The sequence below is a fragment of the SAR86 cluster bacterium genome, from assembly GCA_023703675.1.
In the GTDB taxonomy this organism is placed as follows: domain Bacteria; phylum Pseudomonadota; class Gammaproteobacteria; order Magnimaribacterales; family AG-339-G14; genus AG-339-G14.
In genome coordinates this window covers 456,908-473,924 of record CP097974.1, presented here as the reverse complement: position 1 = coordinate 473,924, position 17,017 = coordinate 456,908, and the positions used below count along the sequence as shown (strand labels likewise).

Sequence of the window (17,017 nt, the reverse complement as noted above, 5' to 3'; positions counted from 1 at the left end):
TTATATTCTATTCACGTATATCGGAGAAGACCAAGCTCTTTCTTCAGAGGGGGCAAGACAATTATCATTTTTATCTGTTAAATAACTTCCATGACAAATATTTACTTTGACACAATTTCCTTCATCATCGTATTCACATCTTAAATTATCTCCGTTTACTCTGAGAGAAGGTTCTTCAATTGCCCTTACATAATAAACGCTATCTCTTCCATCCTTTAAAAAATCCTTGTCAGTAAATCTTATCTTACAACCTTCTTGACTTGGCTCGCATTCGAAAACCTTCCAAGCATCTTTGATTAAAGGTCCAATTGGCTCATCATTATAATTTTGTGGTGTAATTTTAACTACTTCAATTCTTGTGATGTTCCGTCTTTCTTCAGAAGGGTTATAACACTCACCTTTACATATTTTTTTTAATCTTGTCGCATCAGCATTGGATAAATTGAATTCAGGACAACCTGGTTTTTGTTTAAATGAACCAACAGCTTTAACTTCAAAGACGGGGTTTCTCTCAGAACTTATTTTACTTCCCATTGGAAAAGTTTCTGCAGTAGTTATTAAGTCAAACCATAAAAGAATTCGTGGGCCGCTTGTAGCGTAAGTTTCTTTATTTTTAAATCCTTCCCATATTCCTTCTCTAGATCTTGAATTTACATGCACAGCAGCTAGTCCGCCCGTAGTAAAAAAAGAAGACTGTCTTTCTGCTTCATACATAGTTAGTTCGCTAGGAGTGTTAATTTCTTCTGGAATAACTTTTCTGGAGTCTATAGTTTTTTCTTCGTAAGGAAAGAAATTTGATCTTACAAATGGTGAAGCTGCACCGTTTGCTTCAGTGGTAAGTAATCTATCAATCGCTTTGTAACCGGTACCTGGTTTAGATCGATGGTTATCGCTTGAAGCGATAAATCCAAAATCAAATTGCACTATCTTATCTTCATAAAATTTTCTTGAAGCCAATGCATACTGAACTGATCCTTTTGGACGCATGTTAAATGCTGGAACGAAACAATCATTGCATTGTCCTGAATTCAGCCAATCCTCAGGTTCTACACCACTAAGCGCCCAATGTCCGAAGTTACCTCCGTCAATATAATTTTTTTTTGCTAGTTCAGATTTTTCTAAACAAAGGCTCTCATCTAAATCTTCAGCTAGACACCTTTCTAAAACTATTTCTCCAGCGCGCCAACATGAAGGTAAATAATTTTTAGATGGTGGTGGACATATTGCAATAGAATTTTCGGTTTTTGTCGCCGACCAAGGTCTGTATTCTTCTGAATTTCCATGTCCTGAAAAAATTTCTATAGAAATTTGACGATTTGGATCATGCTGATCAGATAATTGTTTATCCCAATTTGACTCAGCGGGTGTGTAATATCCCCAAGAATTCCCATGAGGTATAACAATAGAATCAGATTTTACGTCATCTAATACTTCAAATAGCTCTTTAGGAGATCTTACAGAGCGGTAACAATTTCTTGGGTCAGGATCCGACATATCGCAATCTGGGTGGGCAAGTACCTCTTCAACAAAGCTAATAAAATCCGCGTATCTTTGTCTGTTTGAAAAATCAACCACGGATGAAGCAACCATATTTTGTTTTACCGTGGGTAAATTATCATTATCTCTAAATCCATCAGATGCATAACCTGCAGCTCCATATGGAATTCCTGGCAATAAATCATTATCTGTTTCTAAGAAGAGAACGTTTTTATGGCCATAATGCTCATCAATGTCTGGTGAGATTTGTGTCCATTCATATCCAACAAAACTTATAGTATCTTTCAAATTTTTATTCTGATTTACTTTGTTGCAATTCTGAACAGCTTTAATAGTTTCACCCCACTTCCTTGGGGTACTTCCTTCAGCATGATCTGTCATTACCCAAAAATCTATTGCTGAACAAAATCTTGCATAATCGCAAGCGTCTGCCATTAAATGGGGTCCTTCGCCTTGACTGTTCGGCAAGCTCCACAAGAATGCATCAAGAGAATGAGTAGAATGTACATGGGTATCGCCAAATAAAATTTGAGTATCGCTGTGAGACACTTCTATTTGCGACTGAATTCTCGATTGAACTAATTCGTCAGGATAAGAAGTTTTGATGTTCATACCTGAGTCTTCCAAAGAACCAAAAAAATTAAAATAAAAAGCAAAAAAATATAAAAAGGCAATCAATAAAAAAGAGAGGAACAAACCTACTCCCCAAAATAAAAACCTTAATAAAATTCTTCTAATCATTTTCTTCTCTTTATCTCATTCTCTGATTTATTTATAAAGTCTTGTAAAAAATTTTTACCTGAATTATTTATATTATCTTTGTCACTAAAAACAGTCCATGCTGGGCTAGCCTTATGATTAAATAGTTTCGTTTCTTTCTTTTTAAAAAATGGAATCAAGATCATACCTGCAATAAATCCTCCAATGTGGGCGAAATAAGCTGTTCCACCTTCGGAATCTAAAGAAAAAGGAGCGCTAAAAAATTGACCAAATATCCAAAAACCTAAAACAATAAAAGCAGGTACTCTAATCATTTGAATAATTATTATTATAAAAATTAGACACTTTACGTTAGCTCTCGGATATAGAATTAAGTATGCCCCAAGAACGCCCGCAATAGCCCCACTTGCACCAACCATTGGTATGTTAGAAGTTGGGTCAACTAAGCCTTGTGAAATTGCTGCAATACCTCCGCATAAAAAATAAAAAAATATAAATCTAGTCCTCCCCATAGAATCTTCTACGTTATCTCCAAAGATCCAAAGGTAGAGCATATTGCCTCCAATATGAGCTAAACCGCCGTGGAGAAACATAGAAGTAATTATTGGAATATATGCTTCTATTGATAGAATTGAATTAAAAAAGGTATTTGGAACAAACCCGAGATTTACAAACATCTCTTGGTTCATCTGAGCTAGATATTGCAAAACAAATGAGAAAATACAGAGACCTATCAAACAATAAGTTATAAAAGGTTTATTTTTACTTGGATTTTCGTCAGAAATTGGAAAAAACATTAATTATCTCTATAACCTAAATCATCAATAGCTCTGTGAAATTTCTCTCGAGTAATATTATAAAATAAAAGACAAAAAATACCCGCCAATGAAAGAATTGGTCCAATTATAGATTGGAAAATCACCAATTCTCTTATAGGTTGGGCAATCTCTATTTGAGACATATTAGTGTTATCAAAGCCAAAAAATTGCATGACTATTCCTAAGAGAAAAATTCCAAATCCAGAAAGAATTTTTTGGATTAAATTTGGTCCAGACATGAAAACTCCCTCATCTCTCCTACCTGTATTAATTTGGCTGTCTTCAACAATGTCATAGATCATTGAAATTACCAAAACAAAGCCCATTGCTCGCAATGCATCAACTATCGAAGTATGAATTATCATTATCCACCATAATGAGTCAGTTCCATTTAGAGGAAAAAAATCTATAAGGAAAACCCCATCAAGCAATCTCAACCAAATTGGCAATGGATCAATTATCAAACCAAGTGAGAAGACTGTAACAGCAATATTTTTCTTTTCTCTTCCAGCAGTTATAACAATTGCTAAAATTGCACCTACAATAGTTGCAGCTCCTGCAATGACTGGAAAAAGAGAGATAGTTGAGGGTGTCCATTCCCAAAAATAAGTATTTACATAAGTTGAGGTTCCACTGGTAATACCAATATTCAGTCCATAAAAACCGCCCGCTAAAAGCATCACTAGCCACGATCTATTAGAAAAACACTCAAATAATTCTTTTAGAAAATTATTTATAGAAAAGCTAGCTTGTGACTCAGCTTTGTGTAAATAAGGAATAAAACGGTGAGTACTCGCCGCAGAAATTAAACCGAAAATTACAATTAAAAATCCGGATAATAAACCAAAGTACCTATATCCATCTGGGTTTAAAAAAGCTTTATTGCCAGTGAACTCTTCAGTTTCAATTAAAAAGTAAGAATACATAACAAAAGTAACTGTCGTCCCTGCAACCACTGCGGCAACATATGCCCAACCATTTACAAAGTTTCGCTTATCATAATCTTTGGTAAGTTCTGGTCCAAGAGAAGCTCTAGGAATTTCATAAAATGTCAAAGAAATTCTAATAATTAAAACTAAAATCAAAAGTTTCCAAAAGAGATAAGATTGTGAATAACTATTTGGTTCGGTGAATAAAAGATAAAAACTAATGCATAAAGGCAAGATGCTTGAGTAAATAAAAGGATGTCTTCTACCCCATTTCGACCTAAACCTATCTGACCAGGCTCCTATCAATGGATCTGAAATTGCGTCGATGACAAGAGCTATACCCAAAGCCAAAGAGGCTAAAATAGGATTTAAACCTAAAACTTGGTTATAAAAAATTAAGACCCAAGTTCCAAAAATTACGGCATTAATTCCAATAACTCCAGAGCCTGAAGAATATAAAATTAAAGATAGATTAGAAACGAATTTCGTCACAGAAGAATTAAACTAGAAATTAAAGCTTTATTCAGCTTTATAAATTGATTTCTTAGTTTGAGACAAAACTCTTTCCAACATTGGAATGAAGGTTTCTATCGGAAGAGTGTCATATTTAGGGTCAAAAGAATTTTGGTCGTATTTTGCGCAAAACTCAGCACAGTCTCTCCAATATTCATGATCTTTATATTTATCTCTCATGTCTCTATCAAGACCCAAGAAATGAAAAAAATAATATCCTTGAAAAATGCCGTGGTGTTTGAGAATCCAGAAATTTTTTTCTGAGATATAGGGTTCAAGTAAAGTCGCAGCAAAGTCAGCATGATTTGCAGGTGCAAGAATATCTCCGATGTCGTGAAGCAATGCACAGACTACATATTCCTCGTCTCTTCCATCCCTATAAGCTCTTGTTGCTGTTTGAAGACAATGGGTATATCTATCAACTGCGAAACCTCCATGATCGCCTTTCAACATTTCAAGATGTTCTAAGATCCTTTGTGGAAGTTCAGATGTATGAACCATTGCTGCTTCAACAATTGGAACGTAGTCTTCAGCAGTTCCTTTTGTCATTTCTGTAAATTTAGCTGTTTTACTCATTATTTAATTATATCTTTTTTAGTAAAGAAGCAAAAATATATCCTCCAAAAAAACCAAAGATTATATGGAAGATCCATCCAAAAAAATATCTATTGCCAGCGATGATCTGTGTTTCAAACAATAACGCTACAGATAGATATAAAACTGTTGCGACAGAAGCAGCGCCTGCCAGACCATAAGCAATTCTTTTATCAATCTTTATTACTGATAGAGCAAGTTTAGAAACAATAAAAGCTGCAAAAAACCCTACTGAATAAACTATGAAAAGAATAGGTGAAAAATATAGCCAATCATGAGATAAACTTTTAAATAAAATATCTATGCCAATTGATATCTCCCTTGAGCTCAACCAGTATAAATAAGAAACACTTGTGATTGGCACAGATAAAAAAACCGCTACTAATGTGCTAAAAAGAAAAATGCTAACTAATTTAATTGTAAAAAGCATAAAATATAAAAAATTTAAATTATTTTTATAATATTAATATGAAAAAGACAATTGCCTTATTAATTTTATTTGTTTCTTCAAATATTTTCGCCGAATATAAATTAGAAACTGTTATTGAGAAATTGGACTTCCCATGGGAAGCAGTTTTTATTTCAAAAGAAGAGATTTTACTCACAGAGCTTCCTGGTAAATTAAAAAAAATAAATCTTAAGACTAAAAAAATTATAGAAATTGAAAATGTCCCAAAAGTCTTATTTAGAGGACAAGGTGGACTTTCTGGGATTGTTTTGCATCCAAATTATTCGCAGAATGGTTGGATATACATTAGTTATTCGAAAAAAGTAGCCAACGATCAAAATACCCTCGTTGTTGATAGGCTAAGAATCACAAATAATTCTGTAACAGACTTAGAAAATATATTTTCAGCTAAAGCTCTGAGAAATCCGCCGGTTCATTACGGAGCAAAAATGGCATTTCTTGATGATAATTCTTTATTAATAACAAGTGGAGATGGTTTTGATTACAGAGAGCAGGCTCAAGATCTTGATAATCATTTTGGTAAAATAGTAAGAATCAAAGATAATGGTCAAATTCCGTTAGACAATCCTTTTTTTGAGACAGAAAATCTCAAAGATATTTTTTCATTTGGTCATAGAAATATGCAAGGTTTAGTAGTGCTTTCCGATGGAAGGATAATTGAACATGAACATGGGCCTCAAGGTGGAGATGAAATTAATTTGATCGAAGCAGGAAAAAATTATGGTTGGCCTGTAATTACTTATGGCATTGATTATTCAGGAGCATTAATTTCACCTTTTACAGAGATGAAAGGAATGGAACAGCCCCTTTTGCATTGGACTCCTTCAATAGCACCATCAAGTATGATGATCTACAAAGGAACAAGATTTCCAAGTTGGACTGATTCTTTGTTCGTATCAGCACTTGTTTCAAGAGATGTAAGAAAAATAAAATTTCTTGAAGATGGTAATTTGGATGAAGAAATTCTTTTTTCTGAACTTAATTCTAGAATTAGAAATATTTTTGAATCTCCTGATGGCGACATTTACCTTCTAACCGATAAAGCAAATGCAAAAATAATTAAGGTAAATCCGATCTAATTTAGATTTGAAAGTAAGCTTTTAATTTGAATTTTATTATTAAGATTTACTCCTGAATTTAGATCAATCAATATATTTTGAATATTTTTAAAAATTTCTGAAAGATCGATCAAAGACTTTCTGTCTAGATTTAAATCAGAAGATAAAAAAGTAGCTTTAAAATTTGAATCGAGTCTTTTTTTAAATGACTCTAAAATAATTTTTGATAGCCAAATTAATTTATCTTGTACTGAATCGTCATCCCATTTTGAAGAAATTTTTTCGATCTCCTTATACGAACTTATATTTACTAAATCCTTAGTGAAATCTTCCCAACTTTCTCTTAAATCTTCTAATTTGGCAGCGGAAAAATTAACAAGATCTTCTCCTTTTAATAATTCATAATCTCTTTCGTCAATTTCTATTCTTTTTTCAGAAAAATATTCTTTTAAGTTTGATATATCTGGAAATTTAATTTGTAAATGAGATAGACGACTTAGAAGAGTTTTTTTCAAAAGAAAGGGATTTGAAGAGATCAAAAAAATAAATGATTCCTTTGGAGGTTCTTCCAGAATTTTTAAGATAAAATTTTGTGATTCGTCATTCATTAAATGTGCATTATTTATTACGAATACCTTTGATGATGATACTAGAGGAGTCTCAAATATTGAGTTAACAATTCCTTCATGTGAATCATTTTTTTTCTTATTTCCCCTTAACTGACCTATTTTAATTATTTTTGAACCAGCTTCCTCCTCAATAAAATGATAATCAGGATGGTTGCCAGATTGCATTAATTTACTAGCATTACACTCGCCACAAGCCTCAAATAACTCGTTACTATTCTTGCAAAGGATTGACTCACTTAAGACTCTAACTAAATCTTTTTTGCCTAGTCCATTTTCACCAGATATTAAGTATCCATGTGAAAGTGAATCCTTATTAAAAAAATCTAAATACTCTTTTAATAAAGGATTAATTTTTTCTTTTAATTCATTCAATTTCTAAATTTTTTTCGATTTCATCGAATATTTTATTTGGAGATTTCGTAGCGTCAATTTTTATAATTCTATTTTTATTTTCTTCATAAATTTTAAGATAAGCGTTTCTAACTTTCTCATGAAAAGCTAATTCCTCAGACTCAAATCTGTCAAACTCCGCTCTTTTTTTTGCTCTCCTTAGGCCTTCAGAAACAGGAAGATCTAATAAGAAGGTCTTATCGGGCAAGGGTAAATTCATTTTTTTGATTATTTTTGATATTTCTTCATGTCCTATAGACCTGCCCTCGCCTTGATAAGCAAATGTCGAATCAATATATCTATCAGAGACAACTAAGAAGTCTGCACTTAATTTTGGTTTAATTATTTCTTCAACATGTTGTGATCTATCAGCAAAAATTAGAAATAGTTCAGCGTAGGGTGATAAATTTAGATTTTTATTCAATAAGATATTTCTTATTTCACCGCCAATTTTTGATGATCCGGGTTCTTTTGTAAATACAGCTTTAATTGATTTTTCTTTAAAAAAATCTTTTAGAAAATTTATTTGGGTTGTTTTACCGGATCCCTCAATTCCTTCAAAAGTAATAAACATTAATTTAATTGATACTTTTGCACTGCCTTTAAATGATCTTCATAATTAGTTGAAAATTCATGCAAACATTTATCTTTTTTCACAAAATATAAATAGTCATGTTTATCTGGGAAAGCAACTGCTTTTAAAGCCTGTTCAGAAGGATTGCTAATTGCCGTAGGAGGAAGCCCATAATTCAGATAACTGTTGTAAACAGACTTTCTTCTTAAATCTTTTTTTGTCAGGTTTCCGTTAAAATTATCTATTCCATAAATAACAGTTGAATCTATTTGTAATTTCATTTTTTTCTGCAATCTATTATAGATAACTCCTGCGACCAGAGACATTTCATTTTTACAACTCTCCTTTTCTACAATTGATGCAATTGTTAGAAAATCGGCCTCACTTTTTATCGAGTCATCTTCTTTTTCACTAAAATACTTTTCTAAATATAATAATTGCATATTAAAAGCCGTATTTAGGACTTCATTAAAATCATCAAAAAATTCAAATTTATAAGTATTTGGGTGGAAATAACCCTCTAAATTACATTTTGGAATATTTTTGTATTTGCAAAAATTTTCAATCTGACTTTTTGACAAAAAATTAGTGATTTTTGATCCTTCCGGTATAGATATTGTTCTGTAATGAACGTTCTCAAAAAAGATAGTAAAAGTTATATCTTTAAGGTTCACTGATTTATCTACAAAATATTCTCCCACTCTTAAATCTTGATCTTTGCCAAAAAATAAAAAAAATATTCTGGTAATTACAGGCAGGGCAATGCCTTCTCTAAGGAGATTTTTTTCTAAGTCAGAGAAAGAATCTCCTTTTTCAATTTTGAATATAAATTCATCATTTTTAAAATTTACTAAAGCTACTGAAAAAATGAAAAAAAAGAAGAATAAAATAATTAGAGAAAAAATTTTCACTCAAATTCTTTAAATATCAAAGAAACATTGGTTCCACCAAAGCCAAAAGTGTTATTCATAACAAAGCTTACTTTTTCTTCGATTGAATTATTTGCAACTAATTTTAATTTTGCTTCATTATCAGGATTATTTAAATTAATTGTCGGGGGAATAACTTTATCTTTTATTGCCAATACACTAAAAATTGATTCTATCGCCCCAGCTGCGCCCAATAAATGACCGGTCATTGATTTTGTCGATGATACATAGATATTGTCAGCACTTTCTTGAAATAATTCTCTTATTGCTTTTGACTCAACAACATCTCCTAAGGGAGTTGATGTTCCATGAGCGTTAATGTGATCAATTTCAGAAAAATTAATTTCAGAATCAATAAGCGCATTTTTCATTGCAAGCTTTGCTCCTTTCCCGTCTTCTGCTGGAGCAGTAATGTGGTAAGCGTCATCGCTCATACCAAATCCAATAATTTCAGCATAGATTTTAGCTGATCTTTTTTTTGCCATTTCTAATTCTTCTAAAATAAGAACTCCAGCACCTTCTCCAAGCACAAAACCATCTCGATCTTTATCCCAAGGTCTACTAGCTTCTTCTGGAGATTCATTCCTGGTCGACAAAGCTTTGGCTGCATTAAATCCAGCAATGCCCAAAGGGCTCATTGCCGCTTCAGCTCCTCCAGTTACCATAATATCGGCTTCTCCATAAGCTATACTTCTTGCTGCGTAGCCTATACTGTGCCCTGCGGAAGAGCATGCTGATACCATTGATAAATTCGGTCCCCTTAACCCGTATTTAATTGCAACTGTGCCTGAAGCCATATTGATGATAGAACCAGGAACAAAAAAAGGTGAGATTCTTTTAGGCCCTTTTTGAGAAAGAGCTAAAGCATTTTTTTCAATTGTTTCAAGTCCGCCAATACCAGAACCTATAGACACACCAATTCTATCAACGTCGTGATCTTCAAAATTTATTCCTGAGTCTGTAATTGCTTCTGCGCAGGCTGCAAGACCAAATTGAATGAAAAGATCCATTCTTCGGGATTCTTTAGCATCTATATTAGGGTTGTTTTCAAAATCTTTTACAGTGGCGCCAAATTTTGTTGAAAACTCAGAAGTATCGAATTTATCTATTAACTCTGCACCACTTTTTCCATTTACCACGCTTTTCCAAGCTGAGGAAACGTCATTTCCATTGGGGCATACAGTACCAAGACCAGTGACAACTACTCGTCTTCCTTGAGCCATTAAATAATTTTAAGATGATGAATCAATATAATCGACTGCATTTTTAACAGTAGCGATTTTTTCAGCTTCTTCGTCAGGGATTTCTATTTCAAACTCTTCTTCAAAAGCCATAACTAACTCAACTGTATCAAGAGAGTCAGCTCCAAGATCGTCAATGAATGAAGCTTCAAGTGTAACCTCTTCTTCACCAACACCTAATTGTTCGCAAACTATTCTCTTTACTCTATCTTCAGTACTACTCATAAGAACCTCTCCAAAGTTCGCTAATTATATATCTAATTTATAAAAAAACTAGATAGGAAATTTTTTACATAAAAAGCCCACCATTAATATGAATGGTTTGTCCAGTTATATAATCTGCTTCGGATGATGTTAAAAATTTTATCAGATCAGCAACTTCTTCTGGCCTACCGAATCTCTGAAGAGGAATCTGCGAAGCTATTTCTTCTTTATAATTTTCTTCTAATGATTTTGTCATATCTGTTTCAATAAACCCCGGGGCTACGCAATTTATAGTGATATTTTTTAACCCAAACTCTCTGGCGAGAGTTTTAGACATCGCTTCTATCCCCGACTTAGCTGCAACATAATTTGCTTGACCTTTATTTCCTATTGCTGCAGCAGCCGAAGATAAATTTACTATCCTTCCATATTTTTTTTTCAACATTGGCCTGATAAGATTTTTAATAATTTTAAATTGAGAATTTAAATGGATGTCTAAAACCTCTGACCACTCTTCGTCCTTCATTCGTAGAAAAATATTATCTCTCGTCACACCTGCATTATTTATTAGGACATCTGGGTAAAGATCGTTATCTTTGAGGGTAATAAAAAAATTATTTATTGATTCATCCTTTGATAAATCAAGGATTAAGGCTTTTCCTTCAATTTTATTTCCGGAAAGAAAATTTTGTATTGTTTCCAATCCAACTTTCGAGGTTGCCGTGCCAATTAGGAAGCAGTTTTCATCTGAAAATGCTTCTAAAATAGATTTGCCAATTCCTCTTGAAGCGCCAGTAATAAGAACTTTTTTTTTGAGTGACACTTAATTTTCTGAAGAGTCTGGATCTTCCCTTTTAGTTTTTACTTCCATGACCTTTTTCCCCTTGTAAAAACCATCTTCTGTCATGTGGTGACGTAAGTGCACCTCTCCAGTGGTTTGGTCTATAGACAAAGCAGGAGATTTCAACTTATTGTGTGAACGCCTTGCGCCTCTTCTTGACCTAGAAACTTTACTTTTTTGTACTGCCATAACTTGAGAAGGAGGATTCTATTTCAAAAATTAAAAATTTTCATCATTTTTTAATAAAATATCAAATTCTTCAGGTTCTTCAACTTTAAAAGACACTTTTAAATCAGGAATTTTTAATACGTGGGAATGAAGATACAACTTTTTTATTTTTTTTTGTTTATTTTCAATTGCTCTGTATCCATATTTTAAATCTCCGACTATAGGATAACCCTCTTGTGATACGTGTACTCTAATTTGGTGAGTCCTCCCTGTTACCAATTCACATCTCAATTTAGAATAATTTCTTGATGATGTTAAAACTTCAAAATTTGTAACCGATTCCTTTCCAAAAGAGCTTGATATAACTTTGTGTTCTCCACTCTCATTTTTTGTTTTTAAAATTGAACTTACCACTTTCGATTTAGTTTTTGGCCATCTACCATTCACAATCGCTATATATTCTTTATAACTTCTTCCCAATCTAATTTCTTCATTACATTTTCTCAGGAAACTTTGTTTTTTTGCGATTATTTGACAACCAGAAGTATCTTTGTCCAATCGATGAATCAATTTGCAGTCTCTATAAGACTTTCCAAAATTTCTAACAGACTCAATTAAACCCAGTTTAATTCCACTTCCACCGTGAGAAGCTACACCAGATGGTTTGTTGATAATTAAATAGTTTTGGTTCTCATAAACAATTCTTTCTTTGAGCAATTTGATAAAGTTTTCAGGTATAAATAATTCTTTTTTTTCGTCAATATTTAAGGGAGGAATTCTTATTTCATCTCCTTCAGATATTTTATACAAAGGTTTTTTTCTCGACCCATTAACTCTTACCTCTCCTTTTCTTATAATTGAGTAAATTTTAGATCTAGGGATGCCTTTGAGATAGTTAATTAAAAAATTATCAATTCTTTGGCCTAAAACTTCTTTTGAGACTTTTATTTTGTGGCTTTTATTAAACATTTGAAAAAAAGTTTGTTTTTTTTCTATATTCTAATTTAGAATAGCTTTCGTTAATGTTAAACAGGTTTCTTGAATGAATAAACAATCCCTATTTAACTAAGAATTTATAACAGCTTTTAATACATAATTTATTTTTGGCCAGGTAAAGAGACGTAAATCCTGACTCAAAAAATTTAAAAGGACCTTTACTGGTTCAATTTTTATTTAAAAGCATTACTGGAGATATCCTCATGAAAAGGATGCTTGTTAATGCCACTCAACCTGAAGAAGTTCGGATAGCTATAACTGATGGCAATGACTTATTTGATCTTGATATAGAAAATGTTGCCGAAGTAAGAAGAAAGGGCAACATATACAAAGGAAAAGTCAGCAGGATTGAACCAAGCCTTGGTGCTGCGTTTATAGATTTTGGTGCTGATCGACATGGATTCTTACCATTCAAAGAGTTAGCTCCACAATTTTTACCCAAAGATAGAAAGGGTAATGAAAGAATCTCAATAAAAGATTGTTTAACTAAAGATCAAGAAATAATTGTTCAAGTTGAGAAAGAAGAACGAGGAAATAAAGGCGCAGCCCTTACAACCCTCATTAGTATTGCGGGAAGATTTTTAGTTCTAATGCCCAATAATCCTAAAGCTTCAGGTATTTCTAGAAGACTAAATCCTGAACAAAGAGAGATGCTTAAAAGGAAAGTATCAGACTTGAATGCGCCAGAAGGAATGGGAGTTATTGTAAGAACTGCAGGAGAAGGAAGAGAACAAGAAGATTTAGATTGGGATCTTTCTTATCTTATAAAAGTTTGGGAGGCCATTTTAGAGGCGAATGCACAAAAAACAGCACCTTTTTTAATTTACAAAGAAAGTGACATTATCATCAGAACCCTTCGTGATTATCTTAAAGAGGATATTAATGAAATCTGGATAGATACTAATGAAGCTTATGAGCAAGCAGAGGGATTCATTAGCAGTGTAATGCCAGAGCAATTGAAAATTTTAAATAAGTATGAAAATACTCTCCCACTTTTCACTAGATATCAAATTGAATCACAAATTGAAACAGCCTATCAAAGAGAAGTCAGATTAAGCTCAGGAGGAGCAATAGTTATAGACGATACCGAAGCTCTCGTTGCAATAGATATTAACTCATCTCAAGCAACTCAAGGAAAAGATATAGAAGAAACAGCTGTAAACACAAACCTTGAAGCTAGTAGGGAAATAGCTAGGCAGTTTAAACTCAGAGATATTGGTGGATTAGTGGTCATTGATTTCATAGACATGATGAAATTAGAAAACAAAAGAGCTGTAGAAGAAGAAATGAGAAAAGCTCTTTCTGTGGACAGAGCAAGAGTTCAAATTGGACGAATATCAAGATTTGGTTTGATGGAGCTTTCAAGACAGCGAATGAGATCCTCATTGTCTGAAAGATGGACGCAGGATGTTAATACATTATCTACGTCTGTATTGAGGTTGCTCGAGGAAGAAACCAGTAAGTCCAATACTAATGAAGTGAGAGCAGTTGTCTCTCCAGACATGTCAGCGCTTCTTCTGAATGAAAGAAGAATCAGGTTGAATGATATTGAAGCAAGATCAGGAGTAAAAGTTGTAGTTATATCTGACGCAACAAGACCTGATTCCAGATTTGAAGTAATCAGGATAAAAGATGGAAAAGTTCAAGACCCGGACAAGTCAAAATCTTCTATCTCTGCCGCAGAACAATTTGAGAAGAAATCAAAAAAAACAAAAAGAATTAATGAGGAAGCAGCAGTTAAGTTGATCCCTTCTGCAAAACCAAAAAAAGGTGTGCTTAGTAAAATAGTGAATTTGTTTAAACCAAAGAGTCAAATAAATAAAATCGCCAAAAAAAAATCGGTACAGAAAAAAAAGGCTCAACCCAAAAATACGAGGCATTCTAATAAAAATAAAAGATTTGATAACAAAGGAAAAAATACTCCCAAGGGAAATATTAAAAAAGAAAACCATCAAAAAAATAAAAAGCCTTTTGAAAAGAAACAGAATGCTAAAGTTATTGAGAAAACAACTAATAAAATTGAAGAGAAAATAACTCCTCGAAAACTCAGTAGGCCTAAAAAAGTTGAAAGCACAAAACAAAAAGAAAAGACGATAGCTCCCAGAAGAACTGGAGAAAGGGCTTCTAACGACCCTAGAAACAAAAATTAGCTATAATTTTTTACATAATATTCTATTAACTTTCCAGAAATAGAAATACTTCCAGGAGGAACATTAGGAAGTTGATTAATGTTAAACCAATCTGCTTTGTCTATTTCTACTAAATCTGGAGTTAAATTGCCTTTAGAGTATTCAGCAAAATATCCAAGCATCAATTGACTTGGAAAAGGCCAAGACTGACTTTCAAAGTATTTAATATTTTTTACTTCTATTCCTACTTCTTCTTTAACCTCTCTTTCCAAAGCTGCCTCAACTGATTCTCCAGGTTCAATAAAACCTGCCAAAGTACTGTAAAAATTTTCTGGAAAATTTACATTATGTGCCAATAAAATTTCATCATCTCGATGAATTAATGTTATTACGCAAGGTGAAATTCTAGGGTATGCAGGTGGAGCGTCGCAGCTATTACAAATCATTGCCCTTTCCTTCTTGTCTTCTACCAACTTCGCTCCGCATTTGCCGCAAAATTTATGAGTTTCATGCCAATTCTGAATTTGAATTGCTCTAGAAATCACAGAAAATAAATCATCAGGTATTCGTCCCAATAAAGATCTTAAATCACTAAAAACTGTATCTTCAAGCACACAATCTCCCTGAGTAGAGACGGCAAAGCAAGCATTGTCGTTTAAATAGCCTAAAAAATGTTTCTTTTTAATCTCAAGTCCAGACCAATTCAATTCATCTGCACTGATTGGTCTAACGAAGTTTTCATTTTTAAAAGTCAAAATTTGTTGCGAATTAATCACAAAGTATTTTGACTCTTGTGTGTCTTTTTCAATAGAATTAGCAGGATTAAAAATATTCAAGATTAATTTCCATGATTTATAACCTTTATAACAATTTTTTGGGATCCTCTGCAAATTGGTACAAGAATCTGATTATTGGGTTTTTAGTGATTAATCCAATCCTCTACTTTTTTCTACTAAACACCAACTTGGATGCTGGCTTCATTTTGGGTTGGATAATTCTAGGCCAATTCATTGTGACACTTGCAATGGCTTTAGAATGTTATCCTCTTCAACCTGGAGGATTGATTGCAATTCAATCAGTTATTTTAGGGTTAACAACTTCTAAACATATCTATCAAGAAGTTGTTCTTAACTTAAAAGTAATCTTACTGCTTGTCTTTATGGTTGCCGGAATATATTTCATGAAAGATTTTCTTTTATTCATTTTTACAAAGCTTTTAATTAATGTAAAAAATAAGAAACTACTATCTCTCTTATTTCTAATTAGTTCTGCAGTATTGTCAGCCTTTTTGGATGCACTTACGGTAACCGCAGTTCTCATTGCTGTTGCAGTAGGTTTTTACTCTCTTTATCAGGACAATAAAGCTTCTCTGGAAAGTGATGACATTAATCAAGAAACTGAAGAGTTCAAGAGATTTTTAAGAAATCTCTTGATGCATGGAGCTGTTGGGACTGCTCTAGGTGGCGTGAGTACTATTGTTGGTGAGCCTCAAAATTTACTTATTGGTTCTGTGGCTGGATGGGATTTTATCGAGTTTTTTATAAGAATGTTGCCCATTTCTTTACCAGTTTTTATTTTTGGAATATTTACTTGCTACCTAATAGAGAAATTTAAAATTATTGGCTACGGCGCTGAATTGTCACCAAAAATAAGAGATATTATAAATGATTATGGTGCTAGAGAAGATGCTAAGAGAACTTCTGCACAAAAGACAAAACTAATTATTCAATTTCTAGTTGCTCTAGTATTAATTTTTTCTTTAGCATTTAATGTAGCTGCAGTAGGACTAATTGGTTTGATGGTAATTATTCTTCTCACTGCATTTAATGGAATTATTGAAGAACATCAGTTGGGAAAAGCCTTTGAGGAAGCCCTTCCTTTTACAGCTCTTTTAGTAGTATTTTTTGTAATTGTCTCAGTGATACATGATCAATATTTATTTAGTCCCGTTATAAATTACGTTTTGTCTCTAAATCTAGATTTGCAAGTGCCGATGTTTTTCTTAGCCAACGGTATACTCTCGATGATTAGTGATAATGTTTTTGTAGCTACAATTTATATTAGTGAAGTAAAAAATGCTCTTGATTCTGGGATAATTGATAGAAATCAGTTTGATTTACTCGCTATAGCGATCAACACTGGAACAAACTTACCCAGCGTAGCTACTCCGAATGGTCAGGCAGCATTTTTATTTTTACTAACCTCTTCGATAGCTCCTTTGATTAATTTGTCATATTTAAGAATGATTTTGATGGCTTTACCATACACTTTCGTTTTAACAGTTGTAGGGTTATTTTCTGTGATTTATTTCTTATAAA

16 protein-coding genes and 1 pseudogene are annotated in these 17,017 nt (G+C 32.8%); 3 read left to right on the top strand and 14 right to left on the bottom strand.

Annotation, left to right across the window (positions count from 1 at the left end; genetic code table 11):
- Genes M9C82_02355 through M9C82_02335 form a run of 5 tightly spaced genes read right to left on the bottom strand, consistent with a single transcriptional unit; the run spans position 1 to position 5,501 of the window.
- Entirely contained in the window at positions 1-2,238 is a 2,238-nt protein-coding gene (locus tag M9C82_02355) for a DUF3604 domain-containing protein (GenBank protein URQ73992.1), read from the bottom strand.
- Entirely contained in the window at positions 2,235-3,014 is a 780-nt protein-coding gene (locus M9C82_02350) for a rhomboid family intramembrane serine protease (protein ID URQ73991.1), read from the bottom strand. Before M9C82_02350 ends, M9C82_02355 begins: the two co-directional genes overlap by 4 nt.
- Positions 3,014-4,456 carry an MFS transporter gene (locus M9C82_02345; protein ID URQ73990.1) on the bottom strand — a complete coding sequence of 481 codons (1,443 nt, stop codon included), beginning with the start codon at positions 4,454-4,456 and terminating at the stop codon, positions 3,014-3,016. The genes M9C82_02350 and M9C82_02345 overlap by 1 nt, the downstream gene beginning before the upstream one ends.
- Before the next feature lie 27 nt (positions 4,457-4,483).
- Positions 4,484-5,053, bottom strand: a complete 570-nt coding sequence (locus tag M9C82_02340) for an HD domain-containing protein (GenBank protein URQ73989.1) — start codon at positions 5,051-5,053, stop codon at positions 4,484-4,486.
- Positions 5,054-5,060: 7 nt separating this feature from the next.
- Entirely contained in the window at positions 5,061-5,501 is a 441-nt protein-coding gene (locus M9C82_02335) for a hypothetical protein (GenBank protein URQ73988.1), read from the bottom strand.
- Positions 5,502-5,539: 38 nt separating this feature from the next.
- Here M9C82_02335 and M9C82_02330 point away from each other — a divergent pair, with 38 nt between their 5' ends.
- Entirely contained in the window at positions 5,540-6,619 is a 1,080-nt protein-coding gene (locus M9C82_02330; protein ID URQ73987.1) for a PQQ-dependent sugar dehydrogenase, read from the top strand.
- On the opposite strand, the gene M9C82_02325 is transcribed toward M9C82_02330, so the two are convergent.
- From M9C82_02325 to M9C82_02290, 8 genes are all read right to left on the bottom strand, one after another.
- A complete protein-coding gene (locus tag M9C82_02325; GenBank protein ID URQ73986.1) occupies positions 6,616-7,599 on the bottom strand; it encodes a hypothetical protein in 984 nt (327 codons plus the stop codon). The two genes, M9C82_02330 and M9C82_02325, sit on opposite strands and share 4 nt — an antisense overlap.
- Positions 7,592-8,191: a dTMP kinase gene (tmk, locus tag M9C82_02320; protein ID URQ73985.1), complete on the bottom strand. Its 600-nt coding sequence runs from the start codon at positions 8,189-8,191 to the stop codon at positions 7,592-7,594. Before tmk ends, M9C82_02325 begins: the two co-directional genes overlap by 8 nt.
- Positions 8,191-9,102 (bottom strand): endolytic transglycosylase MltG, encoded by a 912-nt coding sequence (gene mltG, locus M9C82_02315; protein URQ73984.1) that lies wholly within the window; start codon positions 9,100-9,102, stop codon positions 8,191-8,193. Before mltG ends, tmk begins: the two co-directional genes overlap by 1 nt.
- On the bottom strand, positions 9,099-10,343 hold the full coding sequence (gene fabF / locus M9C82_02310; GenBank protein URQ73983.1) for a beta-ketoacyl-ACP synthase II: 1,245 nt from the start codon (positions 10,341-10,343) through the stop codon (positions 9,099-9,101). Before fabF ends, mltG begins: the two co-directional genes overlap by 4 nt.
- Positions 10,344-10,352: 9 nt before the next feature.
- A complete protein-coding gene (acpP, locus tag M9C82_02305) occupies positions 10,353-10,586 on the bottom strand; it encodes an acyl carrier protein (protein ID URQ73982.1) in 234 nt (77 codons plus the stop codon).
- A gap of 64 nt (positions 10,587-10,650) precedes the next feature.
- Entirely contained in the window at positions 10,651-11,388 is a 738-nt protein-coding gene (fabG, locus tag M9C82_02300; protein URQ73981.1) for a 3-oxoacyl-ACP reductase FabG, read from the bottom strand.
- Positions 11,389-11,595 (bottom strand): 50S ribosomal protein L32, encoded by a 207-nt coding sequence (rpmF, locus tag M9C82_02295; GenBank protein ID URQ73980.1) that lies wholly within the window; start codon positions 11,593-11,595, stop codon positions 11,389-11,391. It abuts the gene before it with no gap.
- 30 nt (positions 11,596-11,625) lie between these two features.
- Complete coding sequence (locus M9C82_02290) at positions 11,626-12,543, bottom strand: RluA family pseudouridine synthase (GenBank protein ID URQ73979.1); 918 nt, start codon at positions 12,541-12,543, stop codon at positions 11,626-11,628.
- 230 nt (positions 12,544-12,773) lie between these two features.
- Between M9C82_02290 and M9C82_02285 the strand changes: the two are divergent.
- Positions 12,774-14,159: pseudogene (locus M9C82_02285) on the top strand (Rne/Rng family ribonuclease).
- A 557-nt stretch (positions 14,160-14,716) separates the two neighbouring features.
- On the opposite strand, the gene nudC reads toward M9C82_02285, so the two are convergent.
- The gene (gene nudC, locus M9C82_02280; protein ID URQ73978.1) at positions 14,717-15,535 is read right to left on the bottom strand and encodes an NAD(+) diphosphatase; all 819 of its coding nucleotides are present in this window, start codon (positions 15,533-15,535) and stop codon (positions 14,717-14,719) included.
- A gap of 11 nt (positions 15,536-15,546) precedes the next feature.
- Here nudC and nhaB point away from each other — a divergent pair, with 11 nt between their 5' ends.
- Positions 15,547-17,016, top strand: coding sequence for a sodium/proton antiporter NhaB (gene nhaB / locus M9C82_02275; protein ID URQ73977.1), 1,470 nt, complete (start codon positions 15,547-15,549; stop codon positions 17,014-17,016).
- Position 17,017: the final 1 nt, after the last annotated feature.

What these genes read in the sequence shown, in the direction of transcription:
- M9C82_02355 (URQ73992.1), bottom strand. Translation starts at nt 2,238, where the DNA reads ATGATTAGAAGAATTTTATTAAGGTTTTTATTTTGGGGAGTAGGTTTG.
- M9C82_02350 (URQ73991.1), bottom strand. Translation starts at nt 3,014, where the DNA reads ATGTTTTTTCCAATTTCTGACGAAAATCCAAGTAAAAATAAACCTTTT.
- M9C82_02340 (URQ73989.1), bottom strand. Translation starts at nt 5,053, where the DNA reads ATGAGTAAAACAGCTAAATTTACAGAAATGACAAAAGGAACTGCTGAA.
- M9C82_02335 (URQ73988.1), bottom strand. Translation starts at nt 5,501, where the DNA reads ATGCTTTTTACAATTAAATTAGTTAGCATTTTTCTTTTTAGCACATTA.
- M9C82_02330 (URQ73987.1), top strand. Translation starts at nt 5,540, where the DNA reads ATGAAAAAGACAATTGCCTTATTAATTTTATTTGTTTCTTCAAATATT.
- tmk (URQ73985.1), bottom strand. Translation starts at nt 8,191, where the DNA reads ATGTTTATTACTTTTGAAGGAATTGAGGGATCCGGTAAAACAACCCAA.
- fabF (URQ73983.1), bottom strand. Translation starts at nt 10,343, where the DNA reads ATGGCTCAAGGAAGACGAGTAGTTGTCACTGGTCTTGGTACTGTATGC.
- acpP (URQ73982.1), bottom strand. Translation starts at nt 10,586, where the DNA reads ATGAGTAGTACTGAAGATAGAGTAAAGAGAATAGTTTGCGAACAATTA.
- rpmF (URQ73980.1), bottom strand. Translation starts at nt 11,595, where the DNA reads ATGGCAGTACAAAAAAGTAAAGTTTCTAGGTCAAGAAGAGGCGCAAGG.
- M9C82_02290 (URQ73979.1), bottom strand. Translation starts at nt 12,543, where the DNA reads ATGTTTAATAAAAGCCACAAAATAAAAGTCTCAAAAGAAGTTTTAGGC.
- nhaB (URQ73977.1), top strand. Translation starts at nt 15,547, where the DNA reads ATGATTTATAACCTTTATAACAATTTTTTGGGATCCTCTGCAAATTGG.